This window comes from Bradyrhizobium sp. CCBAU 53351, from assembly GCF_015291745.1.
In the GTDB taxonomy this organism is placed as follows: domain Bacteria; phylum Pseudomonadota; class Alphaproteobacteria; order Rhizobiales; family Xanthobacteraceae; genus Bradyrhizobium.
Window position 1 is genome coordinate 71,223 of record NZ_CP030059.1, and the last position, 19,543, is coordinate 90,765.

Below are 19,543 nucleotides of genomic sequence, written 5' to 3' on the forward strand. Positions count from 1 at the left end.
CCCGTCTCCTGTCGAGGACCCGGCCTTGCCGGACCCCCACCCCAAATCCAAATCCTGCCGCGTCGATCCCGACCCGCCCCACGCGGGTGTTCCCCAAGCCTGGCCCGTGGTTCTTGTCTTGGCCCGGCCTTCTGCTAGAGAGGACGAGCACTTGAACAACCAGTTTGCCCCGATTTTCCGGGCCGGAAATCTCGGGAGAGCTTGAAGGAAACGCCGGAGACGGACACGGCAAGGGCAGTGTCGAACAACCGGGTTAATGAGGCCTCAACGACCAGCCTTTGGCGACAGGGGCGGCCTGCGACGCCTCATGAGAGCAGGACATGTCGGTGAAGAAAAAGCCCCTCGTCGTGGTGACGCGCAAGCTGCCGGATTCGATCGAGACGCGGATGCGCGAATTGTTCGACGCGCGGATCAATCTCGAGGACACGCCGATGTCCGCCGAACAGATCGCCGAAGCCGCGCGCACCGCCGACGTGCTGGTTCCGACGGTGACCGACCATATCAGCGCCGACATCGTCAACCAGCCCGACTGCAAGCTGCGGCTGATCGCCAATTTCGGCAACGGCGTCGACAATATCGACGTCGAGGCCGCCCACGCGCGCGGCATCACCGTCACCAACACGCCGAAAGTTCTCACCGAGGATACCGCCGACATGACCATGGCGCTGATCCTCGCCGTGCCCAGGCGAATGATCGAAGGCGCCTCGATCCTGACCGAGGGGAAGCCGTGGCCGGGCTGGTCGCCGACCTGGATGCTCGGCCACCGCATCGGCGGCAAGCGGCTCGGCATCATCGGCATGGGCCGCATCGGCCAGGCGGTGGCGCGCCGCGCCCGCGCCTTCGGCCTGCAGATCCACTATCACAACCGCCGTCCCGTCGCCCCGAAGATCGCCGAAGAACTCGGTGCGACCTATTGGGAAAGCCTCGACCAGATGCTGGCGCGGATGGACATCATCTCGGTGAACTGCCCGCACACGCCGGCGACCTATCATTTGCTCTCGGCGCGGCGGCTGAAGCTGATCCGCAAGGACGCCTACATCGTCAACACCGCGCGCGGCGAGGTCACCGACGAGGACACGCTGATCAAGCTGATCGAAGGCGGCGAGATCGCCGGCGCCGGCCTCGACGTCTACGAGCACGAGCCCGCGGTCAACCCGAAGCTGGTGCGGCTCGCCAAGGCCGGCAAGGTGACGCTGATGCCGCATATGGGCTCGGCCACGATCGAGGGCCGCGTCGAGATGGGCGAGAAGGTGATCATCAACATCCGCACCTTCCTCGACGCCCACAAACCGCCGGATCGCGTGCTGCCGAGCATGCTGTGAGAGCCTATTCGCCTCGCGCTTCGCACTTGCGCCAGTCGGCGACGAAATCGATGAAGGCGCGGAGCGCCGGCGGCGTTTGCCGCCGGCTCGGGTAATACAGGAACGGACCAGGGAACGGCTCGCACCAATCTTCCATCAAGCTGACCAGCGCGCCGGTTTTCAAGGCGTCGCCGACATAGCCGTCGATCGTTGCCCAGATGCCGACGCCGTCGAGCACCGCGCGCATCGCAAGGTTCATGTTGGTCGAGATCAGCTTTGCGGGCGGATCGACCTTCACGACCTGGCCGGCCTTCTCGAACTCCAGATCGTGCATGACGCCGCTCGAGTAGCGCGCGCGGATGCAATCATGCTCGAGCAGATCCTTCGGATGTTTCGGCCGGCCGCGCCGCGCAAGATATGCAGGCGATGCGACGACGACGTAGCTCTGCGGTCCGCTCAGCGGGATCGCAACCATGTCCTGCGCGAGATGCTCGCCATAGCGCACGCCGGCATCGTAGCCGGCACTGACGATGTCGACGAAGCCGCTCTCCGAGACGATGTCGAGATCGACCTGCGGATAGGCGCTCAGAAACGGCCCGACCATCGGCCCCAGCACGAGATCGACGGCCGGTGGCGGCGCGTTGATGCGCAGGCGACCCGAGGCGACCTCGCGAAGGCCCCGGACCTGATCGAGCGCATCGCCGACATCGCGCAAGGCCGGCGCCACCCGCGACAGCAGCAACTCGCCCGCCTCGGTCAGGGCGACGCTGCGGGTGGTGCGGTTCATCAGGCGGACGCCAAGGCGCTCCTCGAGGTCCCGGAGCCGCTGGCTGAGGCTCGACACCGACACGCGCATTTCGACCGCCGCACGCCGGAAATTGCGGGTGCGGGCGACCGCCACGAAGACATCGAGATCGCGCAGATCAGGCTCAGGCATTGTTCGCTAATGTGAACAAGCTATTCTTGATTGTCCAGCTTATCGGCGCAATCGAGCCGGCGCATATCTCCCTCGTCACGCGGCGCAATCAGCCGCATTTTAAGGGAGAACCATCATGGAACAGCGCAAACTCGGTTCAGCCGGCCCCACCACCTCAGCCCTCGGCCTCGGCTGCATGGGCATGTCCGAGGTCTATGGCCCCGCCGACCGCGGCGAAGCCATTGCCACTGTGCATGCGGCGATCGACGCCGGCATCACACTGCTCGACACCGGCGATTTCTACGCGATGGGTCACAACGAAATGCTGGTGCGCGAGGCCCTGAAGGAGGTCGCCCGCGACAAGGTGCAGATCAGCGTCAAGTACGGCGCGCTGCGCGGTCCGGCCGGTGAGTTCGCCGGCATGGACACGAGGCCGGGCGCGACCAGGAACTTCCTCGCCTATTCACTGCAACGTCTCGGCACCGACTATCTCGACATCTACCGTCCGGCGCGGCTCGATCCCAACGTCCCCATCGAGGAGACCATCGGCGGCCTCGCCGATCTCGTGAAGGCCGGATACATCAGGCATATCGGCCTGTCCGAGGTCGGCTCCGATACCATCCGCCGCGCGCATGCGGTGCATCCGATCGCAGACCTCCAGATCGAATATTCACTGATCGAGCGCGGCATCGAACGCGATATCCTCAAGACCTGCCGCGAGCTCGGCATCGGCATCACCGCTTACGGCGTGCTGGCGCGCGGACTGATCAGCGGCCATTGGACCAAGGACAGCGGCAAAGTCGGCAGAGACTACCGGCTGATGACGCCGCGCTTTCAGGGCGCCAACCTCGATGCCAATCTTGCGCTGGTGGAATCCCTCCGTGCGATCGCCACCGAGATCGGCGCAACGCCGGCGCAAGTCGCGATTGCCTGGGTGGCGGCGCAGGGCAAGGAGATCGTGCCGCTGGTTGGCGCACGAACCCGCAACCGTCTCACCGAAGCGCTCGGCGCGACCCGGTTCACGCTGACACAGGCGCATCTTGCGGCGCTGGCAAAAGCCTTCCCGCCGGATGTCGCTTCCGGCACGCGCTACGCCGCCGAGCAGATGGCGCATCTCGACAGCGAGAAATTGGCCACGGCGTAATCAGGCGATCAGCTGCGGTGGGCGCTGAGGTCGGCGACCACGGGCCCATCGCCGTTGAGCGGGTTGGCCGGATCGCGTCCATAGCGCAGCGTTTCGAAGCGCATCGCGCGCGCATCGATCATCAGGAGGCGGCCGACGAGGCCCTCGCCGAAACCGACGATCTCGCGGATCGCCTCCAGCGCCATCATCGAGCCGAGCACACCGGCGAGAGCCCCCATGACGCCGGCTTCCGCGCAGGCCGGCACGGTGCCGGGCGGCGGCGCCTCCGGAAACAGGCAGCGATAGGTCGGATTGAATTCGCCCTGCTCGTTCCTCTCATGCGCGCGGATGGTGGTGAGCGAGCCGTCAAAGGTGCCGAGCGCGGCAGTAATCAGCGGCCGCTTCGCGAAGAAGCACGCGTCCGAGACCAGATAGCGCGTCGAAAAATTGTCGGAGCCGTCGAGCACGAGATCGTAGTCGCCGATCAGGCTGAGCGCGTTGTCGGCATTCAGCCAGGTGGCATGGCCGACGAAGCGGACATGCGGATTGAGCGCCGCGATCCGCTCGGCGGCGCTCTCGACCTTGTGCCGGCCGATGTCGGGCGTGGTGTGGATGACCTGGCGCTGCAGATTGGACAGCGACACCACGTCGTCGTCGACCACGCCGAGCGTGCCCACGCCGGCCGCGGCCAGATACATCAGAACGGGCGCGCCGAGGCCGCCGGCGCCGACGACCAGCACGGAGGCCTTTTTCAGCGCGGCCTGGCCTGGGCCGCCGACGTCGCGCAGCACGATATGGCGGGCATAGCGTTCGAGTTCGTCCGGGCTCAGCATCGCTTTCGTTCCTCTCACCCCTCATGGTGAGGAGGCGCGAAGCGCCATCTCGAACCATGCAGGCCCTGCTGCGGCAGCTCGGCCTTCATGCTTCGAGACGCCGCTTCCGCGGCTCCTCAGGATGAGGGTCAACAGCCTGAACCACCCCAACATTGTTCGCGACCAACGAGATGTGCTTCAATGGCATTGCGTTCAATGGGCTGGTTGGATTTGTCATGAGATCGATGCTTGCGGCAACCTTGATGTTTGCGGCTGCCACCGGCGCGCAGGCCCAGATGACGACGCCGCAGATCCCCGGCACCAAGCCGAAGACGGTGCAGACCGTGCCGATCCAGCCTCCGGCCATGCAGACGCCGGCGGCGACGGCGGATGCCATGGCGAAGGCCGAGCGGCTGGCGCTGCAATCCGACCTCGCCTGGGTCGGCCAGTACAACGGCGCCATCACCGGCGACGTCAGTGAGCGCTTGGTCAACGCCATCAAGGAATACCAGAAGGCCAAGGGCGGCAAGCCGACCGGCGTGCTCAATCCGCAGGAGCGCGCCGCGCTCGCCGAGACGGCGCGAAAGAAGCAGGACGGCGTCGGCTGGAAGATCGTGACGGAGCCGACCAGCGGCGCCCGGCTCGGCATCCCCTCGAAACTGGTGCCACAGCAGGCAAGCGACGCCAACGGCTCGAAATGGACCTCGCCGACCGGAACCGTGCAGGTGCTGCTCAGCCGCCGCAAGGAGGCGAACCCGACCGCGGCAAAACTCGCGGAGCTGGAGAAGGAGCCGTCCGGACGCAAGGTCGATTACACCGTGGTGAAGCCCGACTTCTTCGTGCTGTCGGGCTTGCAGGGCCTGAAGAAGTTCTACGTGCGGGGCGCCTTCAAAGGAGACGAGGTCCGCACCATGACGATCCTCTACGACCAGGCGATGGAGAACACGGTCGAGCCGGTCGTGATCGCGATGTCGAGTGCGTTCAACGCGTTCCCGTCGGGACCGCAGGCCGGGCCGCCGCCGCGCAAGACCGTCGAATACGGCACCGGCATCGTCGTCAGCGACGACGGCGCGATCGTCGCTGACCGCCTCGTCACCGACAGCTGTCTCGCGATCACGATCGCCGGCCATGGCAGTGCCGACCGTCTGGCCGAAGACAAGGAGCGCAGCCTCGCGCTCCTGCACATCTACGGCGCCCGCGGACTGAAGCCGTTGAGCCTTACTGGCGGCGCAGCAAAGACCAATGTGGATGTCGTCGGCATCGCCGATCCGCAGAGCCAGGGCGGCGCCGGCGGCGTGTCGATCGTCAGGGCTGCGCTGGCGCCGGTCCCGAGCAGCGAGTCCATGCTGTCCCCGCCGCCGGCGGTCGGGTTTTCCGGTGCTCCGTTGATCGATAGCGACGGCAAGTTCGCCGGTATTGCGCTGTTGAAGCCGGCCATGGTGGCGGGACCTGCGACATCGGTTCCGGCCTCGCAGGCCGTGATGGTGTCCGCGGACGCCGTGCGCGATTTCCTGAAGGCGAACAATGTCGCAGCCAACGGCACCTCGACGGACGCAAAGGCCGCCGTCGTGCGCGTGATCTGCGTCAGGAAATAGAGCGAGAGATCATCATGCTCTCTCGTCTCCGATGCGGTGCGGCACGTGATGCGCTCCGCTCGGCCACGCCCATGCAGAGTCTCACGTGATATTCTGCGAAGTCCCGAGATTCTTAAGGGGCGCCGTCAGACGACATTTGAGCCCGGCCGAGCCGTAGGAAACATCGACGGAACCGCTGAAATCGTCTTTCAGCACGCGCGAAATAAGCCTGGACCCGAAACCTGCGCCGACGGGCTCCGACACAAGCGGGCCGTCAATCTCCTCCCAGACAAAAACGAATTTGGACTCGCCATCCTCAGTCTCGACCGTCCATGTGATGGATACACAGCCTCCCGCCACGGTCAGAGCGCCGTACTTCAAAGCGTTGGTCGCAAGTTCATGAAGCGCCAGGGACAGAGCAAGCGCTTGGCGAGACTTCACGACGAGTGGAGGACCCGACACCGTGAAGCGGCCTTCACCTGTCCGATAGGGTGCTAGAGCCGTGCGGATCACATCGTGGAGCGGCGCGGCCGCCCAGTTTGACGCGGTCAGCAGGTCCTGCGCGCGTCCAAAGGCGCCCAGCCGCGCCTGGTACTTTTCGAGGCTCGCTTTGCTCGTGGGATCGCGAAATGTCTGCGCAGCGACCGCGCTCAACACTGCAAGCGTATTCTTGACGCGGTGCTTCAGCTCCTCGTTGATGAGGTTGAGCGCTTCCCTTGCAATATGCTCGGACGTGACATCCCTGCAGACGACAAGCACGCCGCCAACCTCGCCTTCAAGATCGATAGGGCCGAAGCTATAGGTCCACCAAACGTCCTCGCGACGTCCGTGACGCGTGACCGGCACCAATTGGTCCTCATTCCAGGTCGCTCCCTTGCCGGACATGACGTACTCGATCTGAGGACCAATGATGTCCCAGATCTCAGCCCAGCACTCGCGGCCGCAGCTCCCCAAAGCGCTTGGGTGCCTTTCCGGCCCCATCGTCTCCCGGTATGCATCGTTGTAGAATTGGATGAGCTCCGGCCCCCACCAGATGAACATGGGGTGCCGCGAGGTCAGAACGAGCCGCACCGTGACCCTAAGACTTTGGGGCCAGCTTTCTGGAGCGCCCAGGGATGTGCTCGACCAGTCAAACGCTCGCGTCAAAGCGCCCAACTCGCCTCCGCCAGCCAAGAAGTCGCCGCCGATATCCCTGCCCATACGCACAGCCTTACTGAGACGTTGACAGACGCGCCTGCCGCCAGCCAGCCCCAGCATATACTGCCGGGCTCACGCCGTCATCCGCAGGGGATCGGGTCCGAGGTGACGTCGATGTGCACCGGCAAAGGCCATTGTTCGAATAATGCCGCGGCAATCCGAGAACTGCCAAGCGCGGAACGAAGGCGATGCCGTCCGCAGGCGATTGGACGAGTTCAGTGGCCTCGACGGGCGAGCGAACCGGTCTTGTAATTTCCCGGTCAGCCCAACCTGAATCTGATGCCACTCCGCGCGAGACCACCCGATATCCCGACCGGCGTGCCGTCAGCACGCCAGCAGGCGGCCCCGGTCATGGTGCCGTCGTCGTCGAAAGCGATGCCGTTCATGCCGCCTGCGACCGTCGCAACGGGCTGCACTGTGTGGCCGAGGCTTTCGAGCTTGGTGCGCACGGTCTCCGGCACCGTCTGCTCGACCTCGAGCGCGTTGCCCTCGGTCCAGACCCTGGGCGCCTCGACGGCCTCCTGCAGGCTCATGCCGTGGTCGATCAGATTGACCAGGGCCTGCATCGCACTCGGAAAGATGCGCTTGCCGCCGGGCAATCCGAGCGCATAGCGCAGCTTACCACCCTTCAGCGCCATCATCGGCGACATCGAGGTGGTGACACGCTTGCCCGGCGCCAGCGAGAGCGCGTGGCCCGGTCGCGGATCGAACAGGTTCATGTAGTTGTTGGCAATGGCCCCTAAGCCCGGGATCATGATCTTGGCGCCGAACAGATTGTTGATGGTCTGCGTCGTCGCGACCACGTTTCCGAAAGCGTCCGCCGAAGTCATGTGCGTGGTGTGGGCACCTTCGAGCTGCGACACGCCGGCGCCCCAATTCTGCGCCCGCACGGAGTCGATGGCGCGCCGGCGCTCTTCGGCATAGGCTTTGGAGGTCAGTTTCTCCACGGGGACGCCGACATAATCAGGATCGCCGCTGGCCGCAGCGCGGTCGGCAAAGGCGATCTTCAGCACCTCGGCAAGATAGTGGATCGTCTCTGACGTGCCGAAGCCGAGGGCGCCGATGTCATAGCCCTCCAGGATGTTGAGCATCTGGGCAATGTGCACGCCGGACGCGGCGGGCGGCGGAGGTCCAAGGATGGTCCAGCCGCGATAATCGGCGCGGACCGGCTGCCGCTCGACGGTCTTGTAAGCCGTGAGGTCATTGCGACGAATGAAGCCGCCGTTCTTCTCTATGTAGTTGGCGAGGATATCGCCGAGCGGCCCTTCGTAGAGAGCTTTTTCGCCATGATCGGCGATATAGCGCAAGGTCTCGGCATATTCGGCTTGCACCACGCGCTCGCCGACCTTCAGCGGCTCGCCATCGGGCAGATAGATCGCCGCGATCGGCTTGTCCTTGCGCATCTCGACGGCGCTCTCGCTGATGCATTCATGCAGGTAGGGCGTCGCCGCATAGCCGCGGGCCGCATGCTTGATCGCGGGCTGAATCACGTCGGCGAGGCTCATGGTGCCAAACCGATGCAGGGTCTCGCACCAGGCCTTGAGCGAGCCCGGCACCGCGACGGCCTTCGCCCCGTTGAGGTTCTCGTTGCCGACGGTGTCGAACACGTCGTGGGCCGAGCCCGGCGCGGACGTATAGGTCGTGTCGCGAACGGCCGACGGGACGGTGCTCTGGCCATCGATGAAGCGGTGGCTACCGTCGGCCAGCCGGATGTGTGCCATGCCGCCGCCGATGATGCCCACCATCATCGGCTCGACCACGGTCAGCGTGAACAGGGTCGCGATCGCGGCATCGATGGCGTTGCCGCCGGCGGCCAGCATCTCGGCGCCAGCGCTGGAGGCCAGGGGATGGTTGCTGACCACCATGCCGCGGCTCGAGACCGCCGGCATCTTCTGGCAGTCAAAGGTGGTTGTTGTCCGGTCGCGCCAGTTACCGCTCATCGCCTGCCCTTTCCATCACGGCAGCGAGCACATCACACGTACGAGTACTGGTCCAGTAATGGTACGGATTAGCTGGCATTCCCTATTCCGCCATCATCATGACTGCTGATTCGGACCTCCGCGATCCCCTTTGGATCGGGCCGGCACGTCCTGAGCGAGAAGAGCTCAGCATCGCGATTGATGCACGTTCGCGTGGCGTATTCCTGACCCAAGCACTCCAAAGGATTGACCTTCAAATGCACACGATCGTACTGGCCACCCAAAAGGGTGGCAGCGGCAAGAGCACGCTCGCCATCGGTCTCGCGCTCGCAGCCAAGCAGGCCGGCTTTACCGTCCGCCTGATCGAGACCGACCCGCAGGGCACCCTGTCCAACTGGCAGCGTCGCCGCACCGCCGACGATCTCGTCGTCGAGCCGATCTACCACGCCGCCGACATCGAGCCGCGCCTGAAGATGCTGGCTGACAGCGGCCTGCAGCTCGCGATCGTCGACACCGCCGCCGGTCTTTCCGCCGCCACCACCGCTGCGATCCGTCATTCCGACCTCTGTCTGATCCCGGCCCGCCCGAGCGTCGCCGACATCGAGGCGACCGTCTCCACCCTCAGCGTTGCCCGCGCCTGGAAGCGGCCCTACAGCTTCGTGCTCAACCAGACCCCGATCCGCGGCCAGCGCATCGACAACGCCGCCAACACGCTCGCCGAGGAAGCCGCACTCGATCTCGCTGACGTGCTGGCACGCCCACTGATCGTGATGCGCAATGATCACCAGGACTCGCTCGCGAGCGGCCTTGCGGTGAGCGAATTCGCGCCGAACGGCAAGTCCGCGGACGAGATCCGCGGCCTCTGGCGCTGGATCGAGACCCGGCTCGAGCTCGAAGCCACGACCAATGTCCTGATCGACCAGGTGATGTCGGCCGCAGACGGCATGCTGCACATCGCTGCCGAGCTCGCGTCGGACGAGACCACGACTCTGGCGTCCTGAGCGGGGCGATCGCTCAGACGACCGTCGGCCCTTCGCCATCCGGAAGGGCCGAAGCGACGAAGCAATCCGGCCACCAGCCCGGCCGGATTGCTTCGCTTCGCGTTTTTGGGAAGACGCCTTCGTGCCCGATCATCACTTCTGACATTTCGGACACCAGAAGGTCGACCGGCCATTCTGGGTGAAACGCTTGATCGTGCCGCCGCAGCGCGGCGTGGTGCATTTCTCGCCCTCGCGGTCGTAGACTTTGAACGAATGCTGGAAATAGCCGAGCTCGCCGGAGGTCTGGCGATGATCGCGCAGTGACGAACCGCCGGCTTTGATGGCGTCGTTCAGCACGGTGTGGATCGCACCGACCAGCCGCTTCGCATGATCGGTCGGCTCGCCCGCGCCGACGCCCTTGCGACCCTTGGTCGCGAGCGTCGCGGCGATCCGGCGTGGCGACAGATGCGAGCGATGCAGGGCTTCGCAGACATAGATGTTGCCGAGGCCTGCGACCACGCGCTGGTCGAGCAGTGCCGCCTTCAGGCTCGTGAGCTTGCCTGCGCAGGCCCCCGCCAGCATCGCGGCATCGAATTCGTTGCCGAGCGGCTCGGGGCCGAGCCCACGCAACAACGGCTCCTCGTCGAGCGCACTGCGCGCGATCACTTTCATGTAACCGAAGCGGCGCGGATCGTTGAAGACGATATCCGCGCCGGAGGACATCCGAAACAGCACGTGGTCGTGCGCCGAATCCTTGCCCTTCGGATAGTGAAACTCGCCCGGAGCGGCGTCGTTGTCCGGCTTGATGACGCGGAACGAGCCCGACATGCCCAGATGCATCAGAAGCACGTCACCGGAGGCAAGATCGGCCATGAGATATTTTGCGCGGCGGCCCAGTCCTGTGACGACCTGGCCCTGGAGCCGGGCCACGAAGTCCGGCTGGAACGGAAAGCGCAGGTCCGGCCGGCGAGCCTCCGCCTTGAGGATTTTCGCACCCTCCATGGCGGGCTGAAGGCCGCGGCGGACGGTCTCGACTTCGGGCAATTCAGGCATGGTCAGGCATTCACCTTATGAGGGCGGTGTGATAGCGCCATTGCGGCGGGCGCGCTATGGTCCGCCCAGTGGAGTAGAGTAATGGATCGGCCGGGCGAAACCACGCATTTTGGCTTCAGGGACGTGCCCCTCGGGGACAAGCAGACGCTGGTGAACGACGTGTTTCACAGCGTGGCGTCGCGCTATGATTTGATGAACGATTTGATGTCCGGCGGCCTGCACCGGGTCTGGAAGGACATCATGATCACGGCGCTGGATCCGCCCAGGAGCGATCGGCCGTTCGCCTTGCTCGACGTGGCCGGCGGCACCGGCGACATCTCGTTCCGCGCCGCCAAGGCCGCAGGTGCGGGCTTCCATGCCACCGTCTGCGACATCAACACCGACATGCTGGCGGTAGGCCGCGAGCGCGCGGCCAAGCGGCATCTCGAAGCCAAAGTCGATTTCGTCGAAGGCAATGCCGAAGCGCTCGGCTTCGCGGACCGCAGCTTCGACGCCTATACGATCGCGTTCGGCATTCGCAACGTGCCCCGGATCGATCTGGCGCTGCACGAAGCCTATCGCGTGCTGAGGCCCGGCAGCCGCTTCCTCTGCCTTGAATTCTCCAGCGTCGAGATGCCCGGGCTCGATCGGCTTTATGACCTGTTCTCGTTCAAGGTGATCCCGCCGCTCGGCCGCATGATCACGGGCGATGCCGAGTCCTACCAATATCTCGTTGAATCGATCCGCAAGTTTCCGAAGCCGAACGCCTTCGCCGACATGATCCGCGAAGCCGGCTTTTCCCGCGTCAGCTGGCAGACATTGTCCGGCGGCATCGTCGCACTGCATTCGGGCTGGCGTTTGTGATCTCTGCCTTCAACCACATTTCGCGCCTGATCCGCGCCGCGTTCGTCTTCGCGCGCGAGGGCGTGTTCGGCTCGGTCGATCCGAGCCTGGTGCCCCCGCCGGGACAGCTCGCGCTGAAGCTCGCACGCCTGGTCGAACGCCGCGGCACCAAGCACGGTCCCCGGATCGCTCGCGCGCTGACACGGATGGGCCCCGCCTATCTCAAGCTCGGACAGTTCCTGGCGACGCGCCCCGACGTCGTCGGCGTCATCATGGCCCGCGACCTCGAAAGCCTGCAGGATCGCCTGCCGCCGTTTCCGCAGGACGAAGCCGAGGCCGCGATCGCGACGTCGCTGGAGCGCCCGCTGAAGGACGTGTTCGTGAGCTTCGGGCCGGCCGTCGCAGCCGCCTCGATCGCGCAGGTGCATCGCGGCGAAGTCCTGCACGACCGGATCCGCAAATCGGTCGCGGTCAAGGTGCTCCGGCCGAACGTCGCCGCGCGTTTCCGCCGCGATCTCTCCGACTTCTTCTTCGTCGCACACAAGGCCGAGACCTACTCGGCGGAAGCGCGGCGGCTGCGCCTCATCGAAGTCATCAACACCATGTCGCGCTCGGTCGCCATGGAGATGGACCTGCGTCTCGAGGCAGCTGCGCTGTCGGAGATGGCGGAGAACACCCGCGACGACCCCGATTTCCGCGTGCCTGCAGTCGACTGGGACCGCACCACGCACAACGTGCTGACGATGGAGTGGATCGACGGCATCGCGCTGAACGATCACAAGCGCCTGGAAGAGGCGCAGGTCGATTTGCCCGACCTTGGCCGCAAGGTGATCCAGAGCTTCCTGCGCCACGCGCTGCGCGACGGCTTCTTCCATGCCGACATGCATCCGGGCAATCTGTTCCTCGACGACGCCGGCCGTCTCGTCGCGGTCGATTTCGGCATCATGGGCCGGCTCGGCATGAAGGAGCGGCGCTTCCTCGCCGAAATCCTGCTCGGCTTCATCACCCGCGACTATCGCCGCGTCGCCGAGGTGCATTTCGAGGCGGGCTACGTGCCCGCGCATCACTCGGTCGAGAATTTCGCGCAAGCCATCCGCGCCATCGGCGAGCCGATCCACAATCGCACGGCGGAAGAGATCTCGATGGCGCGGCTCTTGACGCTGCTGCTCGAGGTCACCGGCCTGTTCGACATGACGACGCGGCCCGAGCTGATCCTGCTGCAGAAGACCATGGTCGTGGTCGAAGGCGTGGCGCGCGGCTTCGACCCCCGGCTCGACATCTGGAAGGTCGCCGACCCCGTGGTGCGCGAATGGATCGAGCGCAATCTCGGTCCGATCGGCCGGGTGCAGGGCGCGCTCGCCGGAACCGGCGACATCGCGCGGGTGCTGATGCGGCTGCCAGAGATCGCCGAGCGGTCGGTGAAGGTGCTCGAGCAACTCGAAACCATGACGCGGGAGGGCATCAGGCTGTCGCCGGAGAGCATCGCCGCGATGGGACGGAGCGAAGGCCGCAAGAACCGCTGGCGCACCGTCGCGCTCTGGATCATCGCCGCGACCTTCATCGGAATCCTGATCGCCGTCCGGAATTTCTGATTGCACTGCAATCATGCGAATGATAGCATCGCTATCATTCCGTGCTGGAGGGCGCCGTGGCAAGCCTCACCATCCGCAAGCTCGACGAACACGTCAAAACCTATCTGCGGCTGCGCTCGGCCAAGAACCACAGGTCGGTCGAGGAAGAGGTCCGGGTCATCCTGCGGGAGCTGATCGAGGGCCGCGAGGAGCCGCTGACGCCGTTTTCGGCGCCGCCCGCCGCATCCACCGCCCCGACGCCGCAGCGCACCGGCGCGGTCGCAGAGGCCAGCGTCACCCTGATCATCGGCGGCGGCATCGCGGCCTACAAATCGCTCGACCTGATCCGCAGGCTGAAGGAGCGCCGCATCGAGGTTCGCTGCGTGCTGACCAAGGCGGCCCAGCAATTCGTCACGCCGCTGGCGGTGAGCGCGCTGTCGCATGAGCGCGTCTACACCGACCTGTTCGATCCCCAGAGCGAGTTCGACGCCGGGCATATCCGCCTCGCGCGCGACTGCGACCTCATCGTGGTGGCGCCGGCCACCGCCGATCTGATGGCGAAGATGGCGAACGGCCATGCCGACGATCTCGCCAGTGCCATCCTGCTCGCAACCAACCGCAAGGTGCTGCTGGCACCGGCGATGAATCCGCTGATGTGGAGCAATGCGGCGACACGCCGCAACGTCACGCAGCTTCAGCGCGACGGCGTCGTGCTGTGTGGACCGAATTCCGGCGAGATGGCGGAGGCGGGCGAGGCGGGTGTCGGCCGCATGTCGGAGGCGATCGAGATCGCCAATGCCGCCGAGCGCCTGCTGCGGCCTCCGATGCCAAAGCCGCTCGCCGGCAAGCGCGTGCTGATCACCGCAGGCCCCACGCACGAGCCAATCGATCCGGTGCGCTACATCGCCAACCGCTCCTCCGGCAAGCAGGGCTTTGCCATTGCCGCGGCCGCTCAGGCCGCCGGTGCCGAGGTGATCCTGGTGAGCGGTCCGGTCGATCTCAGCGATCCCCCGGGCGTGACGGTAAAGCATGTCGAATCGGCCCGGCAGATGCTGGAGCAGGTGCAGGCCGCGCTGCCCGCCGACATCGCGATCTTCGCTGCCGCCGTCGCCGATTGGCGCGTCGCCAATGAAGGCGAGCAGAAGCTGAAGAAGACGTCCGCCGGCATGCCGCCGCTGCAGCTGGTCGAGAATCCCGACATCCTCGCCACGATTTCAAAACTGACCGACAAGCGCCCGCCGCTGGTGATCGGCTTTGCCGCCGAGACCGAGCACCTCATCGACAACGCCAAGTCCAAGCTGGAGCGCAAGGGCTGCGACTGGATCGTCGCCAACGACGTCTCCCCCGCCACCGGCGTGATGGGCGGCGACCGCAACACCGTGCATCTGATCAGCCGCAAGAATGGCGAGAAGAACGGCGAGATTGCAGTTGATTCCTGGCCGGTGATGACCAAGGAACAGGTCGCCATCGAACTGGTCGCGCACATCGCAAAGAGCGCGACCGACACATCCCTGGAGTCGGCGCCTTGAGCACGAAAGTCACTGTCGAACTGCAGCAACTGGCGCATGCCGACGGCCTGCCATTGCCGGCCTATCAGACCAGTGAGGCCGCCGGGCTCGATTTGATGGCCGCGGTTGCGGACAGCGAGCCGCTGACGCTCGCGCCCGGCCAATATGTGCTGGTGCCGACCGGGCTTGCGATCGCCTTGCCGCCCGGCTTTGAGGCCCAGGTGCGGCCGCGCTCGGGACTCGCGGCCAAGCACGGCGTCACCGTGCTGAACTCGCCGGGCACGATCGACGCCGACTATCGCGGCGAGATCAAGGTGATCCTGATCAATCACGGCACGGCCCCGTTCGTGATCAAGCGCGGCGAACGCATCGCCCAGATGGTGATCGCGCCCGTGGTGCAGGCGGCGCTGGTTCCAGTGGCGACGTTGTCGACGACCGATCGCGGCGCCGGCGGCTTCGGCTCGACCGGGCGCTAACGTACGGCAGATCAAGCCGAATCATCCCGAAGAACTACGTGAGCTGGAACACCGGGCCCCGCATTTTTTTGGGGCCGCCTTTGCGTTCACGATCTGGACTCTTACCGGCGGAGTCACGGTGAGGGTATTGTCTTTTGATTCGCGCGCGACGGGGGTCGCCGCGCGTAGATTCGTGCGGTCTTGGGGCAACTATGTCAGGCGTGATCGTGTCGATGCGTCGGACGCTGCTGTCGTGCACATCACTTGCGCGCAACGGCTTGTTGGGAGGCGCTCTTGCAGCGCTGCTGCCGGCTGCGCCGGCCGAGGCCGCCGACCTCATCGACACCCTCTCCATCATGCTGGATTTCAACCGGCAGGAACTCGCGGTGCTCGCCACCGCGCTGGCCCTGCTCGGCTTCTCGGTGATGGCCGCGATCCTGTTGATGCGCACGCGCGTGCGGACGGCGAAGAGCGAGGCGCGGCTGCGCGCCCGGATCGGGGAACTCCAGCTGCAGGCCGACCGCTTCGGCGCGCTGCTGTTCGCCGAGCCGCAGATCCTGATCTCCTGGCCCGCCGGCGACAATCGCGCGCAGATCTCCGGCGACATCTCCTTGGTGTTGCCGCGCGACTCCTCGCCGCAGCGCGTGCTCGCCTTCGGAACCTGGTTGCCGCCGGAACCCGCGCTGCAGATGGACCATGCGGTCGACGCCCTGCGTGACCGCGGCGACGGGTTCCAGCTGACGCTGGGCACCGCACATGGCCATACGCTGGAAGCGATCGGCCGCGCCATCGGCGGCCAGGCCATCGTCCGGATTCGCGAACTCTCGGGCCTGCGCCGCGAGCTGGCCGAGACCCATCTGCGCTACAACGCGCTCTCCGACGAGACCGAGATGCTGCGCGGCTTTGCCGCCGCCGCACCCTGGCCGATCTGGGCCAAGAGCGAGAACGGCGCGCTGACCTACGCCAACCCGGCCTATGTCCGCGCGACCGAAGCGAACAGCGTCACCGACGCGCAGGAACGCAAGCTCGAGCTGCTCGACAGTGCCGATCGCACCGCGCTGGAGCGGGGCCTGAAGGACGCGGCCAGTTTCAACGCGCGGCTGCCGATCGTGATCGGCGGCGAGCGCCGCATCTACGACGTGCGCGCGGTCAATGTCGGCAGCGGCAGCGTCGGCGTCGCCATCGATGCCAGCGAGGCCGATGGCCTCAGCTCGGCGCTGGTGCGCATGGCCGAGGCGCATCGCCGCACCCTCGACCAGCTCTCCTCCGGCGTTGCCGTGTTCGACGGCCAGCGCCGCCTCGCCTTCTACAACGATTCCTACCGCCGGCTGTGGGACCTCGACCGCAGCTTCCTCGACGCCCATCCCGACGATTCCAGCGTGCTCGACCAGCTCCGCGCCGCGCGCAAGCTGCCGGAACAGCCCGATTTCCGCGCCTGGAAAGCGAAACTGCACGAGGCCTACCGCGCGGTCGAGGCTGCGAAGGACACGTGGTATCTGCCCGACGGCCGTGCGCTCTCCGTCGTCACCACGCCGAACCCGGAAGGCGGCGTCACCTATCTGTTCGACGACGTCACCGAGAGCCTCGAGCTCGCCCGCCGCTTCGACGGCATGATCCGGGTCCAGCGCGAGACGCTGGACAGCCTCGCCGAGGGCGTCGCGGTGTTCGGCAGCAACGGCAAGGCGCAGCTGTTCAACCCGGCCTTCGTCCGGATGTGGAAGCTGTCGAGCGATGCCATGCGCGACGAGCCGCACATCCAGACGGTGGAAGGCTGGTGCCACCAGCTGTTCGACGACCCCGCGGTCTGGCGCCAGATCCGCGAGGCAGTCACCTCGATCGAGAGCCGCGCCGACGTGCCGCTGAAGCTGGAGCGCAAGGACGGCAGCGTGCTCGACGGCATGATCCGCCCGCTGCATGACGGCGCAACCATGCTCACGTTCCAGGACATCACCGACACCGAGAATGTCGAGCGCGCGCTGCGCGAGCGCAACGAGGCGCTGGAGACAGCCGACCAGATGAAGGTGGATTTCGTCCACCACGTCTCCTACGAGCTGCGCTCGCCGCTCACCACCATCATCGGCTTCGCGCATTTCCTCAGCGATCCCTCGACCGGGCCGCTGACCCCGAAACAGGCCGAATATCTCGACTACGTCACCAAATCGACCAACGCGCTGCTGGCGCTGACCAACAACATCCTCGATCTCGCCACCATCGATGCCGGCGCGATGAAGCTGGAACTCGGGCCGGTCGACGTCAGCAAGACCATCGAACTCGCCGCCGAGGGCATCCAGGACCGCCTCGCCACCGACCGCATCCGCCTCAAGGTCGAGATCGCGCCCGATGTCGGCAGCTTCGTCGGCGACGAGAAGCGCGTGGTGCAGGTGCTCTATAACCTCCTCGCCAACGCCGTCGGGTTTTCTCCACAGGATTCCACCGTCGGCATCAGCGCGCGGCGTACCGAGCGCAGCGTGGTCTTCACCGTGACAGATTCCGGGCCTGGAATACCTGCCGACATGAAGGACAAGGTGTTCAACTGGTTCGAAAGCCGCTCGCAGGGCTCGCGTCACCGCGGCGCCGGGCTCGGCCTGTCGCTGGTGCGCTCCTTCGTCGAGCTGCATGGCGGCAAGGTGCGGGTGGATTCGATCGTCGGCCGCGGCACGGTCGTGATCTGCGATTTCCCGACCGACCAAGCGGCGCATCGCGACGCCGCCGAATGACAGAACCCACGAAACTCTCCGTCGCGCTTCACAACGAGACGGCCACCGCGCAATTGATGGCCGACCTCGCGCTGCTGGTCGGCCCTGGCGACGTCATCACCCTGACCGGCGATCTCGGCGCCGGCAAGACCGCAGCAGCGCGCAGCCTGATCCGCTATCTCGCCAGCGACGAGGAGCTGGAGGTGCCCAGCCCGACCTTCACGCTGGTGCAGGGCTACGAGCTGCCGCCCTTCCCGGTGCTGCATGCCGATCTCTACCGCGTCGAGGACGAGAGCGAGCTCGAGGAGATCGGGCTGTCGCCACTGCCCGATGCCACGCTCGTCCTGATCGAATGGCCGGAGCGCGCGCCGTCGGCAGTGCCGCAGGACCGCATCGACATCGCGCTGACGCATCGCCCGGCGCTGGGGTCGAATGCACGCGCAGCGGACATCGCCGGGTATGGCAAGGGTGCCGCGACTGTGGCGCGATTGCAGGCGCTGCGCGAATTTCTCGATGCCTCCGGATACATCGACGCGACGCGCAAGCGGATGGCCGGCGATGCCTCGACACGATCCTACGCGCGCCTGATCCGCGACGACGAGGTCGTCATCCTCATGAACTCGCCGCAGCGGCCGGACGGCGCGGCGCTCTACAACGGCAAGTCCTACAGCGCCGCGGTACATCTCGCGGAAAACATCAAGCCGTTCGTTGCCCTCGACGAAGGCCTGTGCGAGGCAGGAATCTCCGCGCCGAAGATCCACCATTTCGATCTCGACCACGGTTTCCTGATCTCCGAGGATTTCGGCAGCGCAGGCGTGATCGAAGGCGATCCGCCGCGCCCGATCGCCGAGCGCTACGAGGCCGCAACCGATCTATTGGCCGCGCTGCACGGCAAGACGCTGCCGGAAACGTTGCCGCTGGACGGGCAGACCTATGCCATTCCCGTCTTCGACATCGAGGCGATGCTGATCGAAATCGGCTTGATGCCGGAATGGTATCTGCCCGACCGCAACGCGCCGCTGAGCGAGGCAGCGCGCGCAGAATTCTTCGCGATGTGGCGGGAGCTCTTGAAGAAGCCGCTGGCGGCACCGCGGACGTGGATCATCCGCGACTACCACTCGCCGAACTTGATCTGGCTCGCTGACCGCGACGGCATCCAACGCGTCGGCGTGATCGATTTCCAGGACACCGTGCTCGGTCCGCACTCCTACGACGTGGTGTCGCTGCTGCAGGACGCCCGCATCGACGTGCCCGAAAACATCGAGCTGACGCTGCTGTCGCGCTACATCAAGGCGCGGCGCGCGGCCGATGCCGGCTTCGAGGCGGCCGGCTTCGCCGAGCTCTACGCGATCATGTCGGCGCAGCGGAACACGCGGCTGCTCGGCACCTTCGCCCGCCTCAACCGCCGCGACGGCAAGCCGCATTATTTGCGTCACCAGCCGCGGATCTGGACCTATCTGCAGCGCTCGCTGGCCCATCCCGCGCTGAGTGCCTTGCGCGACTGGTATCTCGCCAACGTCCCGCCTCCTCAGGCCTGATTAACGACCCGATTTACCGGCCGTTAGCCAAGATGTCGCTATTCTGACGGCGAGGGAGCCGGATGATTACGGGGCTGG

15 protein-coding genes are annotated in these 19,543 nt (G+C 65.8%); 10 read left to right on the forward strand and 5 right to left on the reverse strand.

Annotated elements, in window-relative coordinates:
* The first annotated feature begins 320 nt into the window (after positions 1 to 320).
* Entirely contained in the window at positions 321 to 1,322 is a 1,002-nt protein-coding gene (locus tag XH83_RS00320) for a D-glycerate dehydrogenase (RefSeq protein ID WP_194405153.1), read from the forward strand.
* A gap of 4 nt (positions 1,323 to 1,326) precedes the next feature.
* Here the strand turns inward: XH83_RS00320 and XH83_RS00325 are convergent, their stop codons facing one another.
* Positions 1,327 to 2,238 carry a LysR family transcriptional regulator gene (locus XH83_RS00325; protein WP_194405154.1) on the reverse strand — a complete coding sequence of 304 codons (912 nt, stop codon included), beginning with the start codon at positions 2,236 to 2,238 and terminating at the stop codon, positions 1,327 to 1,329.
* Positions 2,239 to 2,353: 115 nt separating this feature from the next.
* Here XH83_RS00325 and XH83_RS00330 point away from each other — a divergent pair, with 115 nt between their 5' ends.
* Positions 2,354 to 3,361, forward strand: coding sequence for an aldo/keto reductase (locus XH83_RS00330; protein ID WP_194405155.1), 1,008 nt, complete (start codon positions 2,354 to 2,356; stop codon positions 3,359 to 3,361).
* A gap of 8 nt (positions 3,362 to 3,369) precedes the next feature.
* Here XH83_RS00330 and XH83_RS00335 read toward each other — a convergent pair whose 3' ends face one another.
* Positions 3,370 to 4,173: a molybdopterin-synthase adenylyltransferase MoeB gene (locus XH83_RS00335; protein ID WP_194405156.1), complete on the reverse strand. Its 804-nt coding sequence runs from the start codon at positions 4,171 to 4,173 to the stop codon at positions 3,370 to 3,372.
* A 215-nt stretch (positions 4,174 to 4,388) separates the two neighbouring features.
* Between XH83_RS00335 and XH83_RS00340 the strand changes: the two genes are divergently transcribed.
* The gene (locus XH83_RS00340; RefSeq protein WP_194405157.1) at positions 4,389 to 5,747 is read left to right on the forward strand and encodes a peptidoglycan-binding protein; all 1,359 of its coding nucleotides are present in this window, start codon (positions 4,389 to 4,391) and stop codon (positions 5,745 to 5,747) included.
* Between the two features lie 81 nt (positions 5,748 to 5,828).
* Here the strand turns inward: XH83_RS00340 and XH83_RS00345 are convergent, their stop codons facing one another.
* The gene (locus XH83_RS00345) at positions 5,829 to 6,767 is read right to left on the reverse strand and encodes a sensor histidine kinase (RefSeq protein WP_246776385.1); all 939 of its coding nucleotides are present in this window, start codon (positions 6,765 to 6,767) and stop codon (positions 5,829 to 5,831) included.
* A gap of 416 nt (positions 6,768 to 7,183) precedes the next feature.
* Positions 7,184 to 8,863 (reverse strand): gamma-glutamyltransferase, encoded by a 1,680-nt coding sequence (gene ggt / locus XH83_RS00350; RefSeq protein ID WP_194405159.1) that lies wholly within the window; start codon positions 8,861 to 8,863, stop codon positions 7,184 to 7,186.
* 236 nt (positions 8,864 to 9,099) lie between these two features.
* Between ggt and XH83_RS00355 the strand changes: the two genes are divergently transcribed.
* Positions 9,100 to 9,843, forward strand: coding sequence for a ParA family protein (locus XH83_RS00355; RefSeq protein WP_194405160.1), 744 nt, complete (start codon positions 9,100 to 9,102; stop codon positions 9,841 to 9,843).
* 132 nt (positions 9,844 to 9,975) lie between these two features.
* Here XH83_RS00355 and mutM read toward each other — a convergent pair whose 3' ends face one another.
* Positions 9,976 to 10,875 carry a bifunctional DNA-formamidopyrimidine glycosylase/DNA-(apurinic or apyrimidinic site) lyase gene (mutM, locus tag XH83_RS00360; RefSeq protein WP_194405161.1) on the reverse strand — a complete coding sequence of 300 codons (900 nt, stop codon included), beginning with the start codon at positions 10,873 to 10,875 and terminating at the stop codon, positions 9,976 to 9,978.
* 81 nt (positions 10,876 to 10,956) lie between these two features.
* Between mutM and ubiE the strand changes: the two genes are divergently transcribed.
* From ubiE to tsaE, 6 genes are all read left to right on the forward strand, one after another.
* The gene (gene ubiE, locus XH83_RS00365) at positions 10,957 to 11,718 is read left to right on the forward strand and encodes a bifunctional demethylmenaquinone methyltransferase/2-methoxy-6-polyprenyl-1,4-benzoquinol methylase UbiE (RefSeq protein WP_194405162.1); all 762 of its coding nucleotides are present in this window, start codon (positions 10,957 to 10,959) and stop codon (positions 11,716 to 11,718) included.
* Positions 11,715 to 13,289, forward strand: a complete 1,575-nt coding sequence (ubiB, locus tag XH83_RS00370) for a 2-polyprenylphenol 6-hydroxylase (RefSeq protein WP_194405163.1) — start codon at positions 11,715 to 11,717, stop codon at positions 13,287 to 13,289. Before ubiE ends, ubiB begins: the two co-directional genes overlap by 4 nt.
* A gap of 56 nt (positions 13,290 to 13,345) precedes the next feature.
* Positions 13,346 to 14,797, forward strand: a complete 1,452-nt coding sequence (gene coaBC / locus XH83_RS00375) for a bifunctional phosphopantothenoylcysteine decarboxylase/phosphopantothenate--cysteine ligase CoaBC (RefSeq protein WP_194405164.1) — start codon at positions 13,346 to 13,348, stop codon at positions 14,795 to 14,797.
* Entirely contained in the window at positions 14,794 to 15,252 is a 459-nt protein-coding gene (gene dut / locus XH83_RS00380; protein ID WP_194405165.1) for a dUTP diphosphatase, read from the forward strand. Before coaBC ends, dut begins: the two co-directional genes overlap by 4 nt.
* A gap of 191 nt (positions 15,253 to 15,443) precedes the next feature.
* Entirely contained in the window at positions 15,444 to 17,948 is a 2,505-nt protein-coding gene (locus XH83_RS00385; protein ID WP_194405166.1) for a PAS domain-containing sensor histidine kinase, read from the forward strand.
* The gene (gene tsaE, locus XH83_RS00390) at positions 17,945 to 19,465 is read left to right on the forward strand and encodes a tRNA (adenosine(37)-N6)-threonylcarbamoyltransferase complex ATPase subunit type 1 TsaE (RefSeq protein ID WP_194405167.1); all 1,521 of its coding nucleotides are present in this window, start codon (positions 17,945 to 17,947) and stop codon (positions 19,463 to 19,465) included. The genes XH83_RS00385 and tsaE overlap by 4 nt, the downstream gene beginning before the upstream one ends.
* Positions 19,466 to 19,543: the final 78 nt, after the last annotated feature.

What these genes read in the sequence shown, in the direction of transcription:
- XH83_RS00320 (WP_194405153.1), top strand. Translation starts at nt 321, where the DNA reads ATGTCGGTGAAGAAAAAGCCCCTCGTCGTGGTGACGCGCAAGCTGCCG.
- XH83_RS00325 (WP_194405154.1), bottom strand. Translation starts at nt 2,238, where the DNA reads ATGCCTGAGCCTGATCTGCGCGATCTCGATGTCTTCGTGGCGGTCGCC.
- XH83_RS00330 (WP_194405155.1), top strand. Translation starts at nt 2,354, where the DNA reads ATGGAACAGCGCAAACTCGGTTCAGCCGGCCCCACCACCTCAGCCCTC.
- XH83_RS00335 (WP_194405156.1), bottom strand. Translation starts at nt 4,173, where the DNA reads ATGCTGAGCCCGGACGAACTCGAACGCTATGCCCGCCATATCGTGCTG.
- XH83_RS00340 (WP_194405157.1), top strand. Translation starts at nt 4,389, where the DNA reads ATGAGATCGATGCTTGCGGCAACCTTGATGTTTGCGGCTGCCACCGGC.
- XH83_RS00345 (WP_246776385.1), bottom strand. Translation starts at nt 6,767, where the DNA reads ATGTTCATCTGGTGGGGGCCGGAGCTCATCCAATTCTACAACGATGCA.
- ggt (WP_194405159.1), bottom strand. Translation starts at nt 8,863, where the DNA reads ATGAGCGGTAACTGGCGCGACCGGACAACAACCACCTTTGACTGCCAG.
- XH83_RS00355 (WP_194405160.1), top strand. Translation starts at nt 9,100, where the DNA reads ATGCACACGATCGTACTGGCCACCCAAAAGGGTGGCAGCGGCAAGAGC.
- mutM (WP_194405161.1), bottom strand. Translation starts at nt 10,875, where the DNA reads ATGCCTGAATTGCCCGAAGTCGAGACCGTCCGCCGCGGCCTTCAGCCC.
- ubiE (WP_194405162.1), top strand. Translation starts at nt 10,957, where the DNA reads ATGGATCGGCCGGGCGAAACCACGCATTTTGGCTTCAGGGACGTGCCC.
- XH83_RS00385 (WP_194405166.1), top strand. Translation starts at nt 15,444, where the DNA reads ATGTCAGGCGTGATCGTGTCGATGCGTCGGACGCTGCTGTCGTGCACA.
- tsaE (WP_194405167.1), top strand. Translation starts at nt 17,945, where the DNA reads ATGACAGAACCCACGAAACTCTCCGTCGCGCTTCACAACGAGACGGCC.